This window comes from Nocardioides coralli, assembly GCF_019880385.1.
GTDB classification, from domain to species: Bacteria; Actinomycetota; Actinomycetes; order Propionibacteriales; family Nocardioidaceae; genus Nocardioides; species Nocardioides coralli.
The window spans coordinates 1255691-1276255 of record NZ_CP082273.1; the positions used below are offsets into that span (position 1 = coordinate 1255691).

A 20565-nucleotide genomic window follows, 5' to 3' on the forward strand; every position below is an offset into this window, starting at 1 on the left:
CCGGGGGGCCGAAGGTCACGGCCTCCGCCGGCAGTTCTGGTTCGCGACGTCCCCCGTGGAAGAATCGGCCTCCCGCCCGCATCCGCGACCGACGAAAGCAGTCCGTGCCCGCCCAGACGCAGCCGTTGCCCGGCACCACCGACCCGGCGATCATCCGGAACTTCTGCATCATCGCCCACATCGACCACGGCAAGTCGACCCTGGCCGACCGGATGCTGCAGCTGACCGGCGTCGTCGACGAGCGCTCGGCCCGGGCGCAGTACCTCGACCGGATGGACATCGAGCGCGAGCGCGGCATCACGATCAAGAGCCAGGCGGTGCGGATGCCGTGGACGGTCCCGGACGGGAACGCCGAGGGTGCCGAGCCGGGCACCTATGTGCTCAACATGATCGACACACCCGGCCACGTCGACTTCACCTACGAGGTGTCGCGCAGCCTGGCGGCGTGCGAGGCGGCGATCCTGCTCGTGGATGCGGCCCAGGGGATCGAGGCGCAGACGCTCGCCAACCTCTACCTGGCGCTGGGCGCCGACCTCCACATCATCCCGGTGCTCAACAAGATCGATCTGCCCTCGGCGGACCCGGAGAAGTACGCCGCCGAGCTCGCGCACATCATCGGGTGCGACCCCTCCGACGTGCTCCGGGTCAGCGCGAAGACCGGCGAGGGGGTCGAGGCCGTGCTCAACGAGATCGTCAAGCAGACCCCTCCGCCGGTCGGCGAGGCCGAGACCGCGGCCAGGGCACTGATCTTCGACTCCGTCTACGACACCTATCGCGGGGTCGTGACCTACGTGCGCGTCGTGGACGGCAGCCTGCGGCACCGCGACCGGATCAAGATGATGTCGACCGGCGCGACCCACGAGCTGCTCGAGATCGGTGTCATCAGCCCGGAGCCGGTGAAGGCCGACGAGATCGGGGTCGGCGAGGTCGGCTACCTGATCACGGGCGTGAAGGACGTGCGGCAGTCCCGGGTCGGCGACACGGTCACCACCCAGCACCATGGCGCGGAGCAGGCGCTGGGCGGCTACAAGCACCCCAACCCCATGGTGTTCGCGGGCCTCTACCCGATCGACGGGGACCAGTACCCCGACCTGCGGGAGGCGCTGGACAAGCTGCAGCTCAACGACGCCGCCCTGACCTACGAGCCGGAGACCTCGGGCGCGCTCGGGTTCGGGTTCCGCTGCGGCTTCCTGGGGCTGCTCCACATGGAGATCACCCGCGACCGGCTCGAGCGCGAGTTCGGGCTCGACCTGATCTCCACCGCGCCCAACGTCGTCTACGAGGTGACGATGGAGGACGGCACCGGTCACGAGGTCACCAACCCCAGCGAGTACCCCGAGGGCAAGATCGCCGAGGTGCGGGAGCCCGTCGTCCGCGCGACCATCCTGAGCCCGTCCGACTACATCGGCACGATCATGGAGCTCTGCCAGGACAAGCGCGGGTCTCTCCTGGGCATGGACTACCTGTCCCAGGACCGGGTGGAGATGCGCTACACGCTGCCGCTCGCCGAGATCGTCTTCGACTTTTTCGACCAGCTGAAGTCCCGCACCAAGGGCTACGCCTCGCTCGACTACGAGCCCACCGGCGACCAGTCCGCCGAGCTCGTGAAGGTCGACATCCTGCTCCAGGGCGAGCCCGTCGACGCCTTCTCCGCGATCGTCCACCGCGACGCGGCGTACTCCTACGGCGTGATGCTGGCCGGGAAGCTGAAGGACCTGATCCCGCGGCAGCAGTTCGAGGTCCCGATCCAGGCCGCGATCGGTTCGCGGGTGATCGCGCGCGAGACCATCCGCGCCATCCGCAAGGACGTGCTCGCCAAGTGCTACGGCGGTGACATCACCCGGAAGCGGAAGCTGCTGGAGAAGCAGAAGGAGGGCAAGAAGCGGATGAAGATGGTGGGCCGCGTCGAGGTGCCCCAGGAAGCCTTCATCGCCGCTCTGTCCACCACCCAGCCTGCCGAGAAGCCGGGCAAGAAGTAGCCGGTGGCGGACATCCCGCCTGCGCTGCAGGAGCGGCGGCTGCTCGGGGAGGACTGGATCTCCTGGCTCGATCGCTTGCCGAGGCTGCGCGACGAGCTGGTGGAGGAGTGGGAGCTCACCGTCGACGGACCCCCGATGCACGGGTTCTGCTCGCTGGTCGTCCCGGTTCGTGACCCCCGCGGGGTGCCGGCTGCGTTGAAGGTGAGCTTCGACGGCGACGACGAGAGCCTGCACGAGGGGTTGGCCCTCCAGCACTGGGCCGGCAACGGCACCGTCGGGCTGCTGCGCGCCGATCCCCGGCACCGGGCCCTGCTCCTGGAGCGGCTGCACCCCCAGGACCTCACGGAGAGCTGGGACCTCGAGGCGTGCGAGATCGTCGCCGGGTTCTACGAGCGGCTCCACCGACCCGCGCTGCCACAGCTGCGGCCGCTCACGGCGTACGTCGACCGGTGGCTCGACGACCTGGAGGCCCTCGGCCGTGAGATCCCCGTCCCGCGGCGGATGGTGGAGCAGGCGATCCACCTCGGTCGGGGACTGACGACGGATGACGCGAGCACCGGCGTGATGATCCACGGCGACCTGCACTACGAGAACGTGCTGGCCGGCGACCGGGAACCGTGGCTGGTCATCGACCCCAAGCCGATGAGCGGGGATGCCCACTGGGAGCCCGCGCCGATGCTGTGGAACCGGTGGGAGGAGCTGGCGGGCGACCTGCGCGACGGGATCAGGCGCCGATTCCACACCCTCGTCGACGCGGGCGGCCTGGACGAGCACCGGGCCCGGGACTGGGTCATCGTGCGCATGGTGATCGATGCCTCGTGGACGGTCCACGACGCCCGGCGTGCGGATCGCGCCATGACGAACCCGGAACGGGACCGGATCACGCAGTGCGTCGCGCTGGTGAAGGCCGTCCAGGACTGAGCGTTGTCGACGTGGTGGCACGTTCGCCTGGTGCGGATCGTGGTTGGCTGGGCTGGGCGCCGTCACCATCGTCACCCTGGCCGGGGGTGGGCGGATCGGGCGGCATCTCGCGCCTCCCCCAGCTGCTCGTCGTGCTGTCGGGGTCGGTCGAGGCCAGCCGGGCTGACGGCTCCCCATGGTGGTCGCGGCAGGTCAGGCTGTCGCGTGGGAGAGCGGTGAGGTGCACCAGACACGGTCGAGCACAGCCAGCGTCCTGCTGATCGTGGAAGGCGATCTCACGCTCGACTGAGCTCGGTCGTGCGGGAACGTGCCTGGGGCCCCGCCCTGTGGTGGGCGGGGTGTGGGGCGGGGTCAATCTCGGTGGGGTGGGTCGGGCTCGGGCCGGGCGTCGCCGGTGGGGTCGATGGCGGTGGTGCCGGTGTGGTCGCGGAGGTAGTGGTGGCCGTGGGGTGAGGTCCACCGGTAGGTGCCGGGTTCGGGGGTTTCGTAGTGCCAGTGGCCGTGGGTCTTGTGGCGGTGGTGGCGTCGGCACAGCGGGGCGATGCCGGTCGTGGAGGTCTCCGGGTGGTCGCGATAGGGAGTGGTGTGGTCGTGGTCGCAGCCGTGGTGGTCGGGGTGGAGGCGGCGGGCGGGCCGGGTGCAGTGGGGGAAGACGCAGGTGAGGTCGCGCAGGGTCACGCGCTCGGTGATGCGGTGGGGGATCTCGTACTGGTCGACGTGGACGTGCTGGTTGAGGTCGATGACGGGCTGGACCACCAGGTGGGTGTCGGGGTGGCCGCACCAGTCGCGGATCTGGGTGGCGGTGACCGGGGCGCGGGTGGTCTCACACCGCCCGATCCCGCCCCCGGTGCCGGTGAGGGCGTCGGTGCTGAGGTGGAGGTAGAGCACGGTCTTCCGGACCGGTGTGCGGGTGGGGGCCGGGGGTTTCGTGGCTCGCTGCGCTCGCACCTCAACCTCCGACCTCGAGCCCCCAGCCTCCGGCGGGGTGAGGTCGAGGGTGAGCTGGCGGCGGGCGAGCTCGCCGACCGCGAGGGCGCGGCGCTGGTCCAGGGTCGCCTCGGAGCCGAGGTCGGCCAGCTGGGTGGCCAGCCCACGCACGGCGTCGTCGAGGCTGATCGCGTCGGCCAGGTCGAGCTCGCCGGTGACGTAGGCGGTGCCGTCGAAGGAGACGTGGTTGCGGTCGACGGTGAAGTGCCGCCGGTCGAGGCCGTCGCGGCGGCGTTGTTCGGCCTGGTCGGGCATGAACCGGCCGATGGCCTCCTCGACCAGCCGGTCCAGGGCCGTGGGGCGGATCTTGTGGGCCACCGGGGCGACGTGTTGGTCGACGAACGTGGCGGCTTCGGGGGTGAGGTCGGCGCCGATGGTGGCGTCGGCGACCCGGCGGGCCTTCCAGGCCGGCAGGTCCCCGGCCACCACCCGTGCCCACAGGCGGGGGAGTCGGTAGCGGAGCTCGACGGCCTGGCCGAGGTAGTGCTTGCCGGCCTCGGTGGAGAGGCCGAGGGCGGCGGCGTACTCGGCGACGCTGAACTCTGCCACCAGGGGGGCGCCGGGGCCGGCGATCGGGATCACGCCTTCCAGGCCGGAGCGGAAGGTGTAGGTCTCGGCGTCCTCCACGCTCTCGGCGGGGTGGATGATCGCCCACTGCACCGCGAGCTGGAGCTTGCGGGCCTCGGCGCGGTCCGCGGCGGCGGTCTCGGCCCGCGCCGCCGCCAGCACCCCCGCAGCGTCATCCGGCAGGGTGCCGGGCTGCTCGGGTGCGGTGATCGCCATGAGTCCACCCAAGCACTCACCACTGACAGCAACCCCCGTGGTTGAGCGGTTCTCCACACCCCGGAGGGGGGTCTCGACAAGCTCGACCTCCGTGGGGTCGGGTTGGCGGAGGAGGGCCGGGGGTTTCGAGGCTCGCTGGCGCTCGCACCTCAACCACCGGCGGCGTCCCGCTCGCACCTCAACCACCGGCGGCTTCGAGACCAGGTGATCGAACGTGGAGGGGTGGGTCACCGTGCCCGGGGTGGGGTCCCGTGGTGGGATGGGCGGGTGGAGTTCGTGGTGCGGTCGGTGAACGTCGGTCAGCCGCGCCAGTGGGCGTGGGCGAAGATCGGACGGACCTCGATCGAGAAGCACACGGTTCCCGGCCCCGTGGAGGTGCACCGCCTCGGCCTCGCCGGTGACCAGGTGTCCGACACCCGGCACCACGGCGGCGTCGACCAGGCGGTCTACGCCTTCGCGCGCGAGGACCTCGACCTGTGGGGCCTCGAGCTCGACACCCACCTGCGTGACGGGTTGTTCGGCGAGAACCTCACGACCAGCGGGTACGACGTCAACGGCGCGGAGGTCGGCGAGCGGTGGCGGGTGGGCAGCGCGCTGCTCGAGGTCGCCTCGGTCCGGATCCCCTGCAACGACTTCAAGGGCTGGCTCGGCGAGTGCGGCCTCGACAGCGCCGGCTGGGTCAAGCGCTTCGCCGCGACGGGAAGGCCTGGTCCCTACCTCCGCGTCCTGGAGGACGGCGAGGTCTCCAGCGGTGACCGGGCCGAGGTCGTCGCGCGACCCGGTCACGGCGTCACGGTGTCGCTGATGTTCCGGGCCCTCACCACGGAGCCCGCCCTCCTGCCGCGGCTGCTCGAGGTGCCCGACCTCGTGACCGAGGCGCGACTCAGGGCAGAGCGCTACGTCGCGGGGTGAGTCGTCGGTGACGATCCCGCACCACTTCGTGGATGTGCTACCGCTGCGTAACAGGGTGTTCTAGGTTAATCGGAAACAGCACCCCGAGTGACGCCAGGAGTTCCCCGTGCCCCTTACCCACGACACCAGCTTCCTCGAGACGATGCCGGCGAACGTCGCGATCCAGTTCCACGACCGGGTCGAGCAGTCCGCGGACCTGGAGGCGTTCCGCTACCCCGTGGGCGAGTCCTGGGAGTCGGTGACCTGGCGGCAGGCCGGCGAGAAGGTCTCCGCGCTGGCGGCCGGACTGCTGTCGCTCGGCCTGGAGAACGAGCAGCGGGTCGGGATCGCCTCGGGCACGCGCTACGAGTGGATCCTCGCTGACCTCGCCATCATGTGCGCGGGCGGCGCCACCACGACGGTCTACCCGACCACCAACAGCGAGGACACCTCCTACATCCTCGGGGACGCGGAGTGCCGGGTGGTCTTCGCCGAGGACGACACCCAGGTCGCCAAGATCAAGGAGCACCGCAACGAGCTGCCCCACGTGTCGAAGGTCGTGACCTTCGAGGGCACCACCGACGGCGACTGGATCATCTCGATGGACGACCTGGCCGAGCTCGGATCGGCCTACCTCGCCGAGCACCCCGACGTGATCAAGGAGAAGGCCGCGTCGATCGCGCCGGACCAGCTCGCGACCCTCATCTACACCTCGGGGACCACCGGCCGCCCGAAGGGTGTCCGGCTCCAGCACAAGTCCTGGGTCTACGAGGGCGAGGCGATCAAGGCGCAGAACATCCTGCACGAGGACGACCTGCAGTTCCTGTGGCTGCCGATGGCGCACTCGTTCGGCAAGGTGCTGCTGTCGACCCAGATGGCGTGCGGCTTCGCGACCGCGATCGACGGTCGCGTGGAGAAGATCGTCGACAACCTCGGGGTGGTGAAGCCGACGTTCATGGGTGCGGCCCCCCGGATCTTCGAGAAGGCGCACGGACGGATCGTCACCATGACCGCCGCCGAGGGTGGGGCCAAGGAGAAGATCTTCAAGCAGGCGTTCAAGGTGGGGCTCGAGGTCGATCGCCTCAAGCGCGAGGGCAAGTCGATCCCGCTGCCGCTCAAGCTGCAGCACGGCCTGTTCGACAAGCTGGTCTTCAGCAAGGTGCGCGACCGCTTCGGCGGCCGGGTCCGCTTCTTCATCTCCGGCGCCGCGGCCCTCAACCGCGACATCGCGGAGTGGTTCCACGCCGCGGGGATCCTGATCCTGGAGGGCTACGGGCTCACCGAGACCTCCGCCGGCTCCTTCGTCAACCACCCCGAGGACTACCGCTTCGGCACCGTCGGCCCCGCCGTCCCCGGTACCCAGGTCAAGCTCGGCGACAACGACGAGATCATGGTCAAGGGCCCGGGCGTCATGGACGGCTACCACAACCGGCCCGAGGAGACGGCGGCGACGCTGACCGACGACGGGTGGCTGCGTACCGGCGACAAGGGCTCGCTCGACAGCGACGGCTACCTGACGATCACCGGCCGGATCAAGGAGCTGTTCAAGACCTCCGGCGGCAAGTACGTCGCGCCCCCGGCGATCGAGTCGAAGTTCAAGGCGATCTGTCCCTACGCCAGCCAGTTCATGGTCTTCGGTGACGAGCGGCAGTTCTGCGTCGCGCTGATCACGCTCGACCCGGACGCGATCGCCGGGTGGGCCGAGGAGAACGGTGTCAGCGGCGACTACGCGGCGATCGTGAAGTCCGACCAGTGCCGCGAGATGGTCGCGGGCTACGTCGAGGAGCTCAACAGCCGCCTCAACCGCTGGGAGACCATCAAGAAGTGGGAGCTGCTCGACCACGACCTGACGGTCGAGTCGGGCGAGCTGACGCCGTCGATGAAGGTCAAGCGCAACGTCGTGCAGGACAACCACAAGGAGCTCATCGACTCCTTCTACGCCTGAGCCCGGCCACCCCGGGCCGCCGATCCGGTGGCCCGGGGCCGGGCGTGGCACGATGGCGAGGTGCCCTCGGCCCTGCCCACGGGGGAGCCCGCCCCGGCCGACGGACGGCTCCCCGACAGCGCGCTCGACGAGCTCGGTCAGCGCCCGTTCGGGATCTACGTGCACGTCCCCTTCTGCACCGTGCGGTGCGGCTACTGCGACTTCAACACCTACACCGCCGAGGAGCTCGGCTCGGGCGTCAACCGCGGGTCGTACGCCGAGTGGGCGATCGCCGAGGTCCGCCAGGCCAGGCGGGTGCTCGGTGACACCGACCTGCCGGTGTCGACGGTCTTCCTCGGCGGTGGCACCCCGACGCTGCTGCCGCCCGCCGACCTCGGAGCGGTCCTGGCCGCGATCGGCGCCGAGTTCGGCTTCGCCGACGGCGTCGAGGCGACGACCGAGGCCAATCCGGACTCCGTGACCGCCTGGGACCTCGCGCAGCTGCGCGAGGTGGGACTGACCCGGATCTCCTTCGGCATGCAGTCCGCCGTGCCGCACGTGCTGGCGACGCTCGACCGCACGCACGACCCGCTCCGGGTGCCGGCCGCCGTGCGGTGGGCCCGAGAGGCGGGCTTCGACCAGGTCAGCCTCGACCTCATCTACGGCACGCCGGGGGAGTCCCTCGCCGACTGGAGCAGCTCGCTCGACGAGGCCCTGGCCTGCGAGCCCGACCACGTGTCGGCGTACGCCCTCATCGTGGAGGAGGGCACCGCCCTGGCCCGGCGGATCCGGCGCGGCGAGCTGCCGATGACCGACGACGACGACCTCGCCGACAAGTACCTGGTCGCCGACGAGCGGCTCACGGCAGCCGGTCTCGGGTGGTACGAGGTGTCCAACTGGGCGAGGGACGCGGTCGCCCGCTGCCGCCACAACGAGCTCTACTGGACCGGCGCCGACTGGTGGGGGATCGGCCCGGGGGCCCACTCCCACGTCGGTGGAGTGCGGTGGTGGAACGTCAAGCATCCCGCGGCGTACGCCGACCGGCTGGCCGCCGGAGCCAGCCCCGCACACGCCCGCGAGCTCCTGGACGGCGAGACCCGGCGCGTGGAGCGGGTGCTGCTGGAGACCCGGTTGCGAGCGGGACTGGACGTCGCCTTGCTCGACGACGGCGGGCGTGCTGCGGTCCCCGGGCTGACCTCACGGGGGCTGGTGGTCGCCGACGCCGACCGGCTGGTGCTGACGACGACCGGCCGGCTGCTGGCCGACGCGGTGGTGCGCGACCTGCTGCCCTGAGCCGGCTACTTCACCAGGCGCAGCGTCAGCGGGTAGCGGTAGTCCTCGCCGTTGGCGGCCCGGACCGTCGCCAGGATGATGAGCCCGAGGACGACCAGCGCCAGGACCACGGCGATCGGCACGATCACGAACGCCAGGATCCCGAAGGTGAGCACCACGAGGAGCACGGAGACGATCGTCCCGGCGATGGCGTAGATGAGCACGGAGATCTGGAAGTTGAGCGACTCGACCGCGTGCCGGCGCACGAAGGGGGACTCGCCCTTGATGAGCATCACCAGCAGCGGGGCGAGGAAGCCCAAGGCGATGTAGGCCGAGACGAGGGTGCCGATGTGGGACACCAGGGCCCAGTTCTTCGCCTCCTGGGTGACGGCGTCGCCGGGGCCGTGGGCCGGGTCGCCGTACGGCGGCTGCCCGTGGGGATCGCTCATGGTTCCAGCGTAACGAAGTCGATGAGCTCCTCGACGCGTCCGAGGAGCGCCGGCTCGAGGTCCTGGAAGCCGCGCACCCCGCCCAGGACGTGGCGCCAGGCCCGGGCGATGTCGGCCTGGTCCCGGTGGGGCCACCCCAGCCGCTGGCAGGTACCGCGCTTCCAGTCCTCGCGTTTCGGCACCGCCGGCCAGGCGCCGATGCCCAGCCGCTCCGGCTTCACCGCCTGCCAGATGTCGATGAACGGGTGACCCGTGATGAGCACGTGCGGCCCGATGTCGGACCGCGCGATCGCATCGGCGATCCGCTTCTCCTTCGACCCGGTGACGAGGTGGTCGACGAGGACGCCGACCCGACGTCCCGGGCCGGGGCGGAAGTCGCGCAGGTGCGCGGCCAGATCGTCGACGCCCCCGAGGTACTCGACGACGACGCCCTCCAGTCGGAGGTCGTCACCCCACACCTTCTCGACGAGCTCGGCGTCGTGGCGGCCCTCGACGTAGATCCGGCTCTGCCTGGCCACCCGCGCCTGGGCCCCGTGGACGGCGACCGAGCCGGAGGCGGTCCGGGTCGGCCGTGCCGGTGCCGGGTTGCGGGCGGGCGCGGTGAGGATGACGGGTCGCCCCTCGAGCAGGAACCCCGCTCCCAGGGGGAAGGTACGCCGCGAGCCGCGCCGGTCCTCGAGGGTGACGGTGTGCAGGTCGCGGTCAACGGCGACGATCTCGCCGCAGAAGTCGGTGGTGACCTCCTCGACCACCTCGCCCTTCTCCGCCGGTGCCTCGACGGCGCGACCGCGGGCGGGAGCGCGCCAGTCGGTGGCGAGGACGTCGGTGCCGTAGCGGTCGCGCGGGGAGGTCACCGCGACACGGTAGGTCAGTCGTCGGTCCCGCCCGCTGCGGACGCGCCGTCGTCGTGGGAGTCCGACCCGGTGTCGCCCGAGTCGCCCGCGTCGTCCGCCTCGTCCTCGGACTCCTCGGCGGTCTTGCCGCCCTCGAGGTCGAGCTCGTCCGGGTCGACGTCGTCCGCCAGCGGCTCGGCCAGGGGGTTGTCCTCCCCGGGCTGGAGGTCCTCGGGGAGGTCCTCGTCACGGATGCCGCCGGGCTCACTCTCGGATTCGCTCATGGCCGCAAACTAGCGGGTCGGCAGCGGACCGCGTCAGACCAGCGGCAGCCGTTTCTGGCTGCGTGGCAGCTGTTCGTAGCCGCGCGCCACGGCGTGCTCGAGCAGCGACGGATCCCACGGCCACGTGGCCTCGGTCAGTGCGTCGGCGAGCGGGACGCCGCGTCCGGCGAGGTCGCGGATGGTCTCGGCCACGACGCCCAGCTCGTCGTGCTGGCGCTCGACGAAGGCGCGGTCGACGAGGGCGCCGTGACCCGGCACCACGACGCTGGTGGGCTTCAGGAGTCCGATCACCAGGTCGAGGGTCAGCGGCCAGTCCATCGGGAAGGAGTCCGGACCCAGGGACGGCGGCGCCGACTCCTCGACGAGGTCACCCGCGAGGAGCACGTCGGCGTCGGGGACCTGCACCACCAGGTCGCCCGCCGTGTGTCCGCGTCCGGGATGGAGCAGCTCCACGACCCGGTCGCCGAGGTCGATGACCCGGACGGAGGAGAAGGTGTCGTCGGGCAGCACGACCTCCGTCGCGAGCACCTCGTCGCGGTGCGGGTCGTCGGACTCGGCATAGCGCCGCCGGACCCCCTCGGCGCCCGCGGCGAGCTCGGCGGCTGCCTCCTCGTGCGCGGTGACCGGCACCGCGCCGAACTCCTGGCGCAGCCGTCCGTTGCCGAAGGTGTGGTCGTGGTGCCAGTGCGTGTTGACGATCCCGATCACGGACCCGGCGGCCAGGCGGCGTACGTCGGCGGCGACCTCACCCGCCGCGGCGGCGGACCCGTGGGTGTCGACGACCAGCAGCCCCCGGTCACCCCCCACGACGGTCACGTTGAGGTCGAACCACTCGTGCCGCGCGACCCACACCCGGTCCGCGACCTCGTCGAAGTCAGCCACGCCCCCGACCCTAGTAGGCTTGGCACTCAGATCGAGCGAGTGCCAGAATCGTGGGCTGCCGGTCGAGAGCGTGAGGAGGTGTCGGCGTGCAGGACGATCGTCGTCTCGCCGTCCTCCGCGCGATCGTCGAGGACTACGTGGCCACCGAGGAGCCAGTCGGCTCGAAGGCACTGGTGGAGCGCCACCGGCTCGGTGTCTCCCCGGCGACGGTCCGCAACGACATGGCCGCGCTCGAGGAGGAGGGCTACATCACGCAGCCCCACACCAGCGCCGGCCGGGTGCCGACCGACAAGGGCTACCGGCTCTTCGTCGACCGGCTCACCGCGATCAAGCCGATGACCCCGGCCGAGCGCCGCGCGATCGCCACCATCCTCGACGGCGCGGTCGACCTCGACGACGTCGTCAACCGCTCGGTGCGGCTGCTCGCGCAGCTCACCCGGCAGGTCGCCGTCGTCCAGTACCCCACCCTGAGCCGCAGCACGGTCCGCCACGTCGAGCTCGTGGCCCTGGCCCCCACGCGGGTCCTGGCCGTGCTCATCCTCAGCACCGGGCGGGTCGAGCAGCGCATCGTCGAGGTGAGCGCCCCGCTCACCGACGACTCGCTCGCCGACCTGCGCAACGCCGTCAACCGGGCGGCCGCCGGCGCCGTGATCGCCGAGGCCGTCACCTCCCTCGGCCAGCTCGCGGTCGAGCAGCCGACGACCGCGTCCCTGGCCGAGGCGCTCGCCGAGGCCATGACCGACCACCGCTCCGACGAGCGGATCGTCGTCGGCGGCGCCGCCAACCTGGCCCGCTTCGGGACCAGCTTCGAGTCCGACGTCCGCCCGCTCCTCGAGGCGCTCGAGGAGCACGTCGTCCTGCTCAAGCTGCTCGGCGAGGTCACCGGCGACACCGTGACCGTCCGGATCGGTCACGAGGGCCCCTACCAGGAGCTGTCGACGACGTCGGTCGTCGCCACCGGCTACGGGCCCGGCGACGAGGCGCTCGCGACCCTCGGGATCGTGGGCCCCACCCGCATGGACTACCCCGGCACGATGGCCGCGGTCCGGGCCGTGGCCCGCTACGTGTCCCGGATCCTCGACGAGGCCTGAGGGCCACCACCTCCGACCAGAAGGAAGCAGTTCTTGAGCCAGGACCCCTACGACCTCCTGGGTGTCGACCGCGACGCCGACGGCGACGCCATCAAGAAGGCCTACCGCAAGCTCGCGCGCCAGTACCACCCCGACGTCAATCCCGACCCGGCGTCGCAGGAGCGCTTCAAGGAGATCTCGCGCGCCTACGAGGTGTTGTCGGACCCGCAGAAGCGGGCGGCGTACGACCGGGGCGGCGACCCCTTCGGCGGGGTCGGCGGCTTCGGCCAGGGCGCGGGCTTCTCCTTCACCGACATCATGGACGCCTTCTTCGGCGGCGGTGCGGGCCCGACCCAGGGTCGCGGGCCCCGGTCGCGGGTGCGTCGTGGGCAGGACGCGCTGATCCGGATCGAGGTCGACCTCGCGGAGGCGGCCTTCGGCGTGACCCGCGAGCTCAAGGTCGACACGGCCGTCGTCTGCGGCACCTGCCACGGCGAGGGGGCCGCTCCGGGCAGCAAGCCCGTGACCTGTGAGACGTGCCGGGGTGCCGGCGAGGTCGCCCACGTGCAGCGGTCCTTCCTCGGTGAGGTCCGCACGCTGCGGCCCTGCGCGGCCTGCCGCGGCTTCGGCACGGTCATCCCCGACCCCTGCCGGGAGTGCTCCGGCGACGGCCGGGTGCGCTCACGTCGCACCCTCACCGTCAAGATCCCCGCCGGGGTGGACACCGGCACCCGGGTGCAGCTCACCGAGCAGGGCGAGGTCGGCCCGGGCGGAGGCCCGCCCGGCGACCTCTACGTCGAAATCGGGGTGGCCCCGCACGAGACCTTCACCCGGCAGGGCGACGACCTGCACTGCACCGTCACGGTGCCGATGACCGCGGCTGCGCTCGGGACCACCCTGACGCTGCCGACGCTCGAGGCCGACCTGGTCGCCGACCCCGACGACACCGAGGTCGAGACGGAGTTCGAGCTCGAGGTGCGGGCCGGCACCCAGTCCGGCTCCGAGCAGGTGCTGCGCGGCCGCGGCGTCCCCGGGCTGCGCGGGGGGCGGGGCGACCTGGTGGTCCACCTGGTCGTGGAGACCCCGACCCGGCTCGACCCGCGCCAGGAGGAGCTGCTGCGCGAGCTGGCAGCGATCCGCGGCGAGGAGCAGCCGAGCGGGCAGGTGCGGCCCTCGCAGAAGTCGGTCTTCGGCCGGCTGCGCGACGCCTTCAACACCCACTGACGATGTCGCTGCCCGTGCACCTCGCGCCCCTGCCCGACGGGGTCGCAGCCGGGTCGGTGGTCGAGGTGACCGGCGACGAGGCCCACCACGCCGTCGCCGTGCGCCGGTTGCGCGTGGGGGAGCAGGTGGTGCTGACCGACGGCCGTGGCACCGCGGTGACCGGGGCGGTCGAGGAGGTCGGCAAGCGGGCGTTCTCGGTCCGGGTGGCCGACGTACGCCGGGAGCAGGCGCCCGAACCGGAGCTCGTGGTGGTCCAGGCGCTCCCCAAGGGTGACCGCGGCGAGCTCGCCGTCGAGGTGCTCACCGAGGTCGGCGTCGCCCGGATCGTGCCCTGGGCCGCGGCGCGCTGCGTGGCGGTCTGGAAGGGCGAGCGGGCCGAGAAGTCCCTGGGCCGGTGGCGGGCGACCGCGCGGGAGGCCGGCAAGCAGGCCCGTCGGGTGTGGTCGGCCGAGGTCGACCCGCTGGCCCGCACCCCCGAGGTGGTCTCGCTGGTGGAGGGCGCCGCAGCGGCGTACGTGCTGCACGAGGCGGCCACCGAGCCGCTGGCGGGGCGAGCGGTGCCCGAGCGGGGCCGGATCGTGCTGGTGGTCGGCCCGGAGGGCGGGCTGACCGACGAGGAGGTGGCGAGCCTCGCGGCCGCCGGGGCCCGTCCGGTGCGGTTGGGCACCGAGGTGCTGCGGACCTCGACGGCCGGGGTGGCCGCGGCGGCGGCGTTGCTCTCGCGGACCGCCCGCTGGGCCTGAGCCCACGACTCAGCCGACGCGGAACTTCTTGTCGTCGGTCATGGCGCCGACGCCCTCGGTGCCACCGGTGGGGTCGTCCGTGGTGACCCAGATCGTGTAGTCCCCGGGAGCGAGGTCGCTGACGTCCACCTCGACCTCGAACGGGAACAGCCGGTCGCCCATCCAGCCCGCCATGGTGGCGAAGCCCTCCTTGACGACCGCGTCACCGCGGCGCACCTCCCACCCGAGGTTGGCCTCGAAGCTGTTGCCGACGCCAGTCACCTCGAGCGTCCCGCCGTCGACCACCGCACCCTGCTCGGGGGTGGTGATGCTGACGTGGGAGAGCACCCGGAGCATCGAGCCCTGCGCGAGGGGCTCGGAGGTGGGTACGCCGAACACCTGGTCGATCGGGTTGTCGGTGGTGCGGAACTGCACCGGGGCCCGCTCCTGCACGGCCGCCTGCACGGTGTAGATGACCTGCTCGACGGCGGCGCGGGCCTCGGCCTGCGACATCCCCTCGGGGCGGTTGCGCGCCGTCGGGTCCACGACGACCGACACGACCTCGCCGTCGTAGGAGGCGGACCGGAGCTCTGCCTCCTGCCACGCGGTGCGGTAGTCGGGGTCCAGCGGGGTGCTCTGCAGCAGCGTGACGGCGGCCTCGAGCGGCTCGCCGGCCGCCCGCTGGAACTCGCGGTAGAGGCGCGGACCGGCGCGCTCGGTGTCGCCGATGTAGTAGACCGCGGCGGTCCGCTCCTCCGGGGCCGCGTCCTCCGACCCGGAGGGGTCGGCGACGGGTGAGTCGTCGGGCTCCTGCCCGGCCGGGGTCCGGTCGGCCGGGTCCTCGGCGACGGGCGTGGGGTCCTCGGCGCAGCCGGCCAGCAGCACGAGCAGGGCGGCGGCGACGGTGGTGCGCAGTGTCATGGCGGTCATGGTGGTGCCTTTCACTCGATGACGACGGTCCGGGTGTCGGAGTAGGCGCCGGGCCCCTCCGCACCTCCGGTCGGGTCGTCGGTCTGGACGGTCAGCGTGTAGGTGCCGGGGGTGAGTGAGGAGATGTCGATCTCCCCGGAGAACGGGAAGAGCCGGTCGCCCATCCAGCCCTCGGCCGTGAAGAAGCCGGGCTCGAGGGCCCGTCCGTCCGCGGACTCGACAGCCCAGAGGACGTTCGCCTCGAACGAGTTCGCCACTCCCTCGACCGGCAGGACGTCGCCGCTGACGGTGACGCCCTCGGCGGGCGTGGTCAGGTTGACCAGGGCCAGCGTCTCGAGCGCGGGTCCGGCGGTCACCGGCTCCGACGTCGGTACGCCGAGCACCCGGTCGACCGGCTCGCCGTCGGCCACGAAGCGGACGGGGGCGCGGGCCTGCACGGCGCCCTGCAGCGTGCGGACGACCTGGTCCACGGCGAGCCGGGCCTCGGTCTCGTCGAGGCCCTCGGGGAGGTCACTCACCGCGGGGTCGACCTCGACGGTGATCTCGCCGTCGGCACCGCTGCCGTCGTAGGCCGCCGAGCGCAGCTGGTCGGCCCGCCACGCCGTGCGGTAGTCGGGGTCCTGGGGAACCGTCGACAGCAGCTCCACGGCTGCCGTGAGCGGGTCGCCGAGGCCCTGCCGGAACTCCCGGTAGAGGCGGACCCCGGTCGGGGTGTCGCCGAGGTAGTAGACGCCGACGGCGGTGCCTGCGGGGTCGGTGGGGTCGGGAGCGCCGGAGTCCTCGGTCGCCGACACCTCGCCGGAGGGCGATCCGGCCGGCCCGGGCTCCTCGCTCGTCAACCGGTCGCCGCTCACGAGGGCGATCGCCGTCACCACAGCAGCGGCGGCGACCATCGCGCCACCGGTGGCCAGCAGCCACGGACGCCGTGGCGTCGGCGCGGTGAGGGCCCGCAGCTCCTCGAACCGGTCGGTGGGCTCGACGTCGTCGACGGCCTCGGAGATCAGGCGGGAGAGCTCCCGGTCGATCCCGGGGTCGGACCAGCGGTCGTCGTGGGGGCTCATGGCCGGTCCTCCAGGTAGTCGGAGAGGCGTTCGCGCAGGGCCGCCGCCCCGCGGGACGCATGGCTCTTGACCGCGCCGCGGCTGATGCCGAGCGCGTCGGCGATCTCGGCCTCGGACAGCTCGGCGTAGTAGCGCAGGGCCATCACCTCGCGCTGCCGACCGGGGAGCGAGCGCAGGGCCGCCAGCACGGCCTCGCGACGATCGCGGACGAGGGCCGAGTCGTCGGCGCCCGGCACGGGGTCGGTGACCCCGCGCTGGGCGGCGGCGTGGCGGGCGACGACGGCCCGGTGTCGCAGGGCGGAGCGGGAGCGGTTGACGACCGTCTGGCGCAGGTAGGCGAGGCCACGGTCGGGGTCCCGCAGCCGCCGCCACCGGGAGTGCACGGCCACGAACGCGTCCTGCACGATCTCCTCGGCCAGGCCGACGTCATGCACCAGCAGCACCGCGAGCCGGACCAGCGACCGCCAGTGAGCGGCGTACAGCTGCTCCAGGGCGGTGTCGGCGTCCCACGCCGTCTCGCCGGTCACGGCCCGCCAGGGGGCTGGGTCTGCATGCGTCAGCACGCTAGTGGCACGCGCGAGCAGGCGGCGGGGTTGACACGGCGCGCTGGGCGATTCGCCGTACACGGGGAGGCTCGGCGGCCTACCGTTGGCCCACCACCACTCGGCTCCCGGAGACACCCGCCGGAGAGGAGAAGACGCATGCGGCAACGACGGCGGCTGCTCCTGCTGCCAGCGCTCGCGCTCCTCGGGGTCTTCTACGCCTTCTCGCTCGCCGAGGGGACGCGCCTCGACCTCGACGTCGCCCTGGTGTTCCCGACGGGCGTGCTGGGTGCCGGCATCCTGCTGGCCACCGGTGTCGCCCGTGACCGCGACTGGGGCGCCCTCGCCGTCGGTGCGCTGGTCCTCGGGGTCGGGCTGTGGGCCGACCAGGGGTGGGTCTGGGCCACGGGCCTCGCGCTCGCCGCCACGGGCGAGGCGTGGCTCCTCGCCCGGATCGCCTCGCGCGGGCGCGACGAGCCGGCGGGCCTGCGCTCCTTCCCGGAGGCGATCCTGGTCATGGGCGGCGTCCTGGCCGCCAACGTGTGGCGGCTCGCCGCCCTCGGTCTCTTCGTCGCCTTCTTCGGTGAGCCCCTGGACGCGCGACAGCTGTTCGTGGTCGCCGGCGCCGGGATCGCGGGAGCTCTCGCGGGGCTGCCGCCCTTCCTCAGGCTCGCCACGCGCCCCCGGGCGGCGTCGGTCCCCGAGGCCGTGGCCTACTGGATCGGCCTGCCGACGGCGGTGCTGCTGGTGTTCCTGCCCGGTGGCCGCCCGGAGCTGATGTTCGGGGTGATCACCCTGCTGGCCTGGCTGGCCTTCCGGAGCGCGATGTGGGAGACGGTCGTCCACAACGCCGTGGTCGCCACCGTCGCGATCTCCGCGACGGCCTACGGCTACGGCCCGATCCACGCGCTGGTCACCGACTCCGGGTTCAGCCCCGAGCGTGCCCTGACGGTCGGCTTCGGGTTCGTCACCGCGTGCGCGCTCTGCGCGCTGCCGCTGAGCGTGATGATGGCCGACCAGTACGCCGAGCAGCAGGCCTTCTCCGCCCAGCGCTCCATGCTCAACGACGTCCTGGAGTCGGCCGGCTCGACCGTCATCATCGCCACCGACCCGCAGGGCAGGATCACCCTGTTCAACACGGGCGCCAAGACCATCCTCGGCTACGACGAGGACGAGGTCGTCGGGAAGTCGCCGGCGGTCTTCCTCGATCCCCAGGAGCTGGCCAACTGGGCGCTCGCCCTCCGCACGGAGGCCGACTTCGGCCAGGTCTGCCGGGCCCTGATCTGGTCCGGGAAGTCCGAGCCGATGGACTGGACCTACCTGCGCAAGGACGGCGAGCGGCGACTGCTGTCGATGACGATCTCGCCGATCCAGACCGAGCACGGGACGATCACCGGCTACCTGTGTGCGGCGCGGGACGTCACCGAGCGCGTGCAGGCCGAGCAGGCGCTGCAGACGGCGCTGGCCCACGAGCAGGAGGCGGTCGAGCGGCTCAAGGCCGTCGACGGGGTCAAGGACCAGTTCGTCGCGACCGTGAGCCACGAGCTGCGGACCCCGATGGCGAGCATCATCGGCTACACCGAGATGCTGCAGGACGCCCTCGCCGACCACCCGAACGCCCGGGCGCTGCTCGACTTCCTCGACCGGATCGACCGCAACGGCAACCGGATGCTCGTGCTGATCCAGGACCTGCTGACCCTGTCGCGGGTCGAGTCGCACGACCTCGAGCTGGTCCCCGAGGTCGTCGACCTCCGCGACCTGGTCACCGGTGCCTACGACGACCTCCGCACCCGCCTCGGCGACCGTCGCCTCGACGTCTCGCTGCGGGTGCCACCCTCCCCGGTGACCACCGAGTGCGACCCGCGCATGATCGAGCAGGTCATCACCAACCTCATGAGCAACGCGGTCAAGTTCACCCCCGACGGCGGGCGGATCATGATCTCGCTCCGCTCCAACGGCACCACCAGCCGCTTCGTGGTGAGCGACAACGGTCTGGGCATCTCCGAGACCGACCAGGAGCGCCTGTTCAGCCGCTTCTTCCGGACCTTCGAGGCGGAGACACGCCAGATCCAGGGGTCTGGACTCGGCCTCACGATCGTGCAGGCGATCGTCGCGGTGCACGGCGGCTCGATCACCGTCGACAGCGCGGTCGGGCGCGGCTCCACCTTTGCCGTCGAGCTGCCGTGCCGGCTCGACGACGCGGCTCGCGAACCGGCATGGGAGCAGGGTGCTCCGCTCGTCTCCTAGGCTGGTGGCATGACCGGCGACGAGGACTGCGTCTTCTGCAAGATCGTGTCGGGGGAGATCCCCGGTGACGTCGTCCTCTCGACCGACGAGGTCGTCGCCTTCCGCGACCTCCAACCCGTGGCGCCCACCCACGTCCTGGTGGTGCCGCGGGCCCACGCTCCCGATGCCGCCGCCACCGCGGCTGACGACCCGGCCCTTCTGGGCGCACTGGTCTCGGCCGGCGCCGAGGTGGCCCGTCAGGAGGGGGTCAGCGACTACCGCCTCGTGCTCAACACCGGCGCCGAGGCGGGCCAGAGCGTCTTCCACACCCACTTGCACGTCCTCGGGGGTCGCGCCTTCAGCTGGCCGCCCGGGTGAGGATCGTGGGGACCCGCAGGCTGCTGGTGGCGACCGCGCTGGGTGCGCTGCTCCTGACCGGCTGCGCGGCCGAGGGGCCCGCGCCGCGGGCCTCCCAGGACGAGCCCACCCCGCCCGCGACCGCGGAGGCCGAGCCCCCCGAGGTCCACCACGCCGACATCCCGGAGGGTGACTCGCGCCCGCTGCGCGAGGGCGAGCGCCGGCTCACCCTCCGGATGCCTGCCGCCTACACCCCGAGCGCCCCCCACGGGGCGGGGTCCGACGACTACCGCTGCTTCCTGCTCGACCCCCGCCTGCGCCAGGACAGCTACCTGACCGGCACCCACGTCATCCCGGGCAACCGCGAGGTGGTCCACCACGTGATCCTGTTCCGGGTCCCGCCCGAGCAGGTCGAGCGGGCCCGGACGCGTGACGACCTCGACGACGGGCCGGGCTGGACCTGCTTCGGCGGCACCGGGGTCGACGACGTCACCGACGTCGACGACGCCGGCTGGCTGGGCGCGTGGGCACCGGGTGGTGAGGAGTCGGTGCACCGCCGCGGGCTCGGCGTACCGCTCGAGGCCGGCAGCCAGATCGTGATGCAGGTGCACTACAACCTGCTGGCCGGCGACGAACCCGACGCCTCGGCGACCCAGCTCCGGCTGGCACCGGGCGACGCGGACATCACCGGCCTGGGCACCATGCTCCTGCCCGGCCCCGTCGAGCTGCCCTGCCGGAAGGGCCACCGTGGCTCGCCGCTCTGTGACCGCGACGCGGCCCTCGCCGACGTCCAGGAGCGTTTCGGCCCCCGGGCGGGGGCGACCGCCAACCTGCTCCACCTCCTGTGCGGCTCGAAGCCGCGCCCCGGCAACACCCAGTCCTGCACCCGCACGCTGTCGGAGCCGATGACCGTCCACGGGGTGGCGGGCCACATGCACCTGCTCGGACGCAGCATCACCATCGAGACGAACGCCGGCACCGACCGGGCCCGGACCCTGCTCGACATCCCCGTCTGGGACTTCGACGACCAGGGTGCTCGTCCGACCGAGCCGGTGAGGCTCTCCGCCTTCGACCAGGTCACGGTCACCTGCCGTCACGTCCAGTGGCTGCGCGACCGGTTGCCGGCCTTCGAGGGGCAGGACGAGCGCTACGTGCTGTGGGGCGAGGGGACCACCGACGAGATGTGTCTCGGCATCCTGCAGGTCACCCGCCCGTGACGAGTGGGATC

19 protein-coding genes are annotated in these 20565 nt (G+C 72.2%); 11 read left to right on the top strand and 8 right to left on the bottom strand.

Annotation, left to right across the window (positions count from 1 at the left end; all coding sequences use genetic code 11):
• The first annotated feature begins 104 nt into the window (after positions 1-104).
• Together lepA and K6T13_RS06170 are read left to right on the top strand one after the other, a co-directional pair.
• A complete protein-coding gene (gene lepA, locus K6T13_RS06165; RefSeq protein ID WP_222897638.1) occupies positions 105-1979 on the top strand; it encodes a translation elongation factor 4 in 1875 nt (624 codons plus the stop codon).
• A gap of 3 nt (positions 1980-1982) precedes the next feature.
• Positions 1983-2900, top strand: a complete 918-nt coding sequence (locus K6T13_RS06170; protein ID WP_249423961.1) for an aminoglycoside phosphotransferase family protein — start codon at positions 1983-1985, stop codon at positions 2898-2900.
• A 351-nt stretch (positions 2901-3251) separates the two neighbouring features.
• Here K6T13_RS06170 and K6T13_RS06175 read toward each other — a convergent pair whose 3' ends face one another.
• On the bottom strand, positions 3252-4670 hold the full coding sequence (locus K6T13_RS06175) for a 13E12 repeat family protein (RefSeq protein WP_222897639.1): 1419 nt from the start codon (positions 4668-4670) through the stop codon (positions 3252-3254).
• Positions 4671-4937: 267 nt separating this feature from the next.
• On the opposite strand from K6T13_RS06175, the gene K6T13_RS06180 reads away from it, so the two are divergent.
• From K6T13_RS06180 to hemW, 3 genes are all read left to right on the top strand, one after another.
• On the top strand, positions 4938-5582 hold the full coding sequence (locus K6T13_RS06180; RefSeq protein ID WP_222897640.1) for an MOSC domain-containing protein: 645 nt from the start codon (positions 4938-4940) through the stop codon (positions 5580-5582).
• A gap of 106 nt (positions 5583-5688) precedes the next feature.
• The gene (locus K6T13_RS06185; protein WP_346729102.1) at positions 5689-7506 is read left to right on the top strand and encodes an AMP-dependent synthetase/ligase; all 1818 of its coding nucleotides are present in this window, start codon (positions 5689-5691) and stop codon (positions 7504-7506) included.
• A 60-nt stretch (positions 7507-7566) separates the two neighbouring features.
• A complete protein-coding gene (hemW, locus tag K6T13_RS06190) occupies positions 7567-8778 on the top strand; it encodes a radical SAM family heme chaperone HemW (protein ID WP_222897641.1) in 1212 nt (403 codons plus the stop codon).
• A gap of 5 nt (positions 8779-8783) precedes the next feature.
• On the opposite strand, the gene K6T13_RS06195 is transcribed toward hemW, so the two are convergent.
• The 4 genes from K6T13_RS06195 to K6T13_RS06210 are packed head-to-tail and all read right to left on the bottom strand — an operon-like array spanning position 8784 to position 11205.
• Positions 8784-9206: a DUF4870 domain-containing protein gene (locus tag K6T13_RS06195; protein ID WP_222897642.1), complete on the bottom strand. Its 423-nt coding sequence runs from the start codon at positions 9204-9206 to the stop codon at positions 8784-8786.
• Positions 9203-10060 (bottom strand): DUF3097 domain-containing protein, encoded by an 858-nt coding sequence (locus K6T13_RS06200; RefSeq protein ID WP_222897643.1) that lies wholly within the window; start codon positions 10058-10060, stop codon positions 9203-9205. The genes K6T13_RS06195 and K6T13_RS06200 overlap by 4 nt, the downstream gene beginning before the upstream one ends.
• A gap of 14 nt (positions 10061-10074) precedes the next feature.
• Positions 10075-10323, bottom strand: coding sequence for a hypothetical protein (locus K6T13_RS06205; protein ID WP_222897644.1), 249 nt, complete (start codon positions 10321-10323; stop codon positions 10075-10077).
• Positions 10324-10356: 33 nt separating this feature from the next.
• On the bottom strand, positions 10357-11205 hold the full coding sequence (locus tag K6T13_RS06210; protein WP_222897645.1) for an MBL fold metallo-hydrolase: 849 nt from the start codon (positions 11203-11205) through the stop codon (positions 10357-10359).
• Between the two features lie 86 nt (positions 11206-11291).
• On the opposite strand from K6T13_RS06210, the gene hrcA reads away from it, so the two are divergent.
• Genes hrcA through K6T13_RS06225 form a run of 3 tightly spaced genes read left to right on the top strand, consistent with a single transcriptional unit; the run spans position 11292 to position 14242 of the window.
• Complete coding sequence (gene hrcA / locus K6T13_RS06215) at positions 11292-12296, top strand: heat-inducible transcriptional repressor HrcA (RefSeq protein ID WP_222897646.1); 1005 nt, start codon at positions 11292-11294, stop codon at positions 12294-12296.
• A 33-nt stretch (positions 12297-12329) separates the two neighbouring features.
• The gene (dnaJ, locus tag K6T13_RS06220; protein ID WP_222897647.1) at positions 12330-13499 is read left to right on the top strand and encodes a molecular chaperone DnaJ; all 1170 of its coding nucleotides are present in this window, start codon (positions 12330-12332) and stop codon (positions 13497-13499) included.
• Positions 13500-13501: 2 nt separating this feature from the next.
• The gene (locus K6T13_RS06225; protein WP_222897648.1) at positions 13502-14242 is read left to right on the top strand and encodes a 16S rRNA (uracil(1498)-N(3))-methyltransferase; all 741 of its coding nucleotides are present in this window, start codon (positions 13502-13504) and stop codon (positions 14240-14242) included.
• A 9-nt stretch (positions 14243-14251) separates the two neighbouring features.
• Here the strand turns inward: K6T13_RS06225 and K6T13_RS06230 are convergent, their stop codons facing one another.
• From K6T13_RS06230 to K6T13_RS06240, 3 genes are read right to left on the bottom strand one after another with little or no spacing between them, the layout of a single operon-like run.
• A complete protein-coding gene (locus K6T13_RS06230; RefSeq protein ID WP_222897649.1) occupies positions 14252-15142 on the bottom strand; it encodes a Gmad2 immunoglobulin-like domain-containing protein in 891 nt (296 codons plus the stop codon).
• Between the two features lie 20 nt (positions 15143-15162).
• A complete protein-coding gene (locus K6T13_RS06235) occupies positions 15163-16212 on the bottom strand; it encodes a Gmad2 immunoglobulin-like domain-containing protein (RefSeq protein ID WP_222897650.1) in 1050 nt (349 codons plus the stop codon).
• Positions 16209-16739 carry a SigE family RNA polymerase sigma factor gene (locus tag K6T13_RS06240; protein WP_222897651.1) on the bottom strand — a complete coding sequence of 177 codons (531 nt, stop codon included), beginning with the start codon at positions 16737-16739 and terminating at the stop codon, positions 16209-16211. Before K6T13_RS06240 ends, K6T13_RS06235 begins: the two co-directional genes overlap by 4 nt.
• A gap of 174 nt (positions 16740-16913) precedes the next feature.
• Between K6T13_RS06240 and K6T13_RS06245 the strand changes: the two genes are divergently transcribed.
• From K6T13_RS06245 to K6T13_RS06255, 3 genes are read left to right on the top strand one after another with little or no spacing between them, the layout of a single operon-like run.
• Complete coding sequence (locus K6T13_RS06245; protein WP_222897652.1) at positions 16914-19001, top strand: ATP-binding protein; 2088 nt, start codon at positions 16914-16916, stop codon at positions 18999-19001.
• Positions 19002-19010: 9 nt separating this feature from the next.
• Positions 19011-19358, top strand: a complete 348-nt coding sequence (locus K6T13_RS06250) for a histidine triad nucleotide-binding protein (RefSeq protein ID WP_222897653.1) — start codon at positions 19011-19013, stop codon at positions 19356-19358.
• 5 nt (positions 19359-19363) lie between these two features.
• Entirely contained in the window at positions 19364-20554 is a 1191-nt protein-coding gene (locus K6T13_RS06255) for a hypothetical protein (protein ID WP_222897654.1), read from the top strand.
• Positions 20555-20565 lie beyond the last annotated feature (11 nt).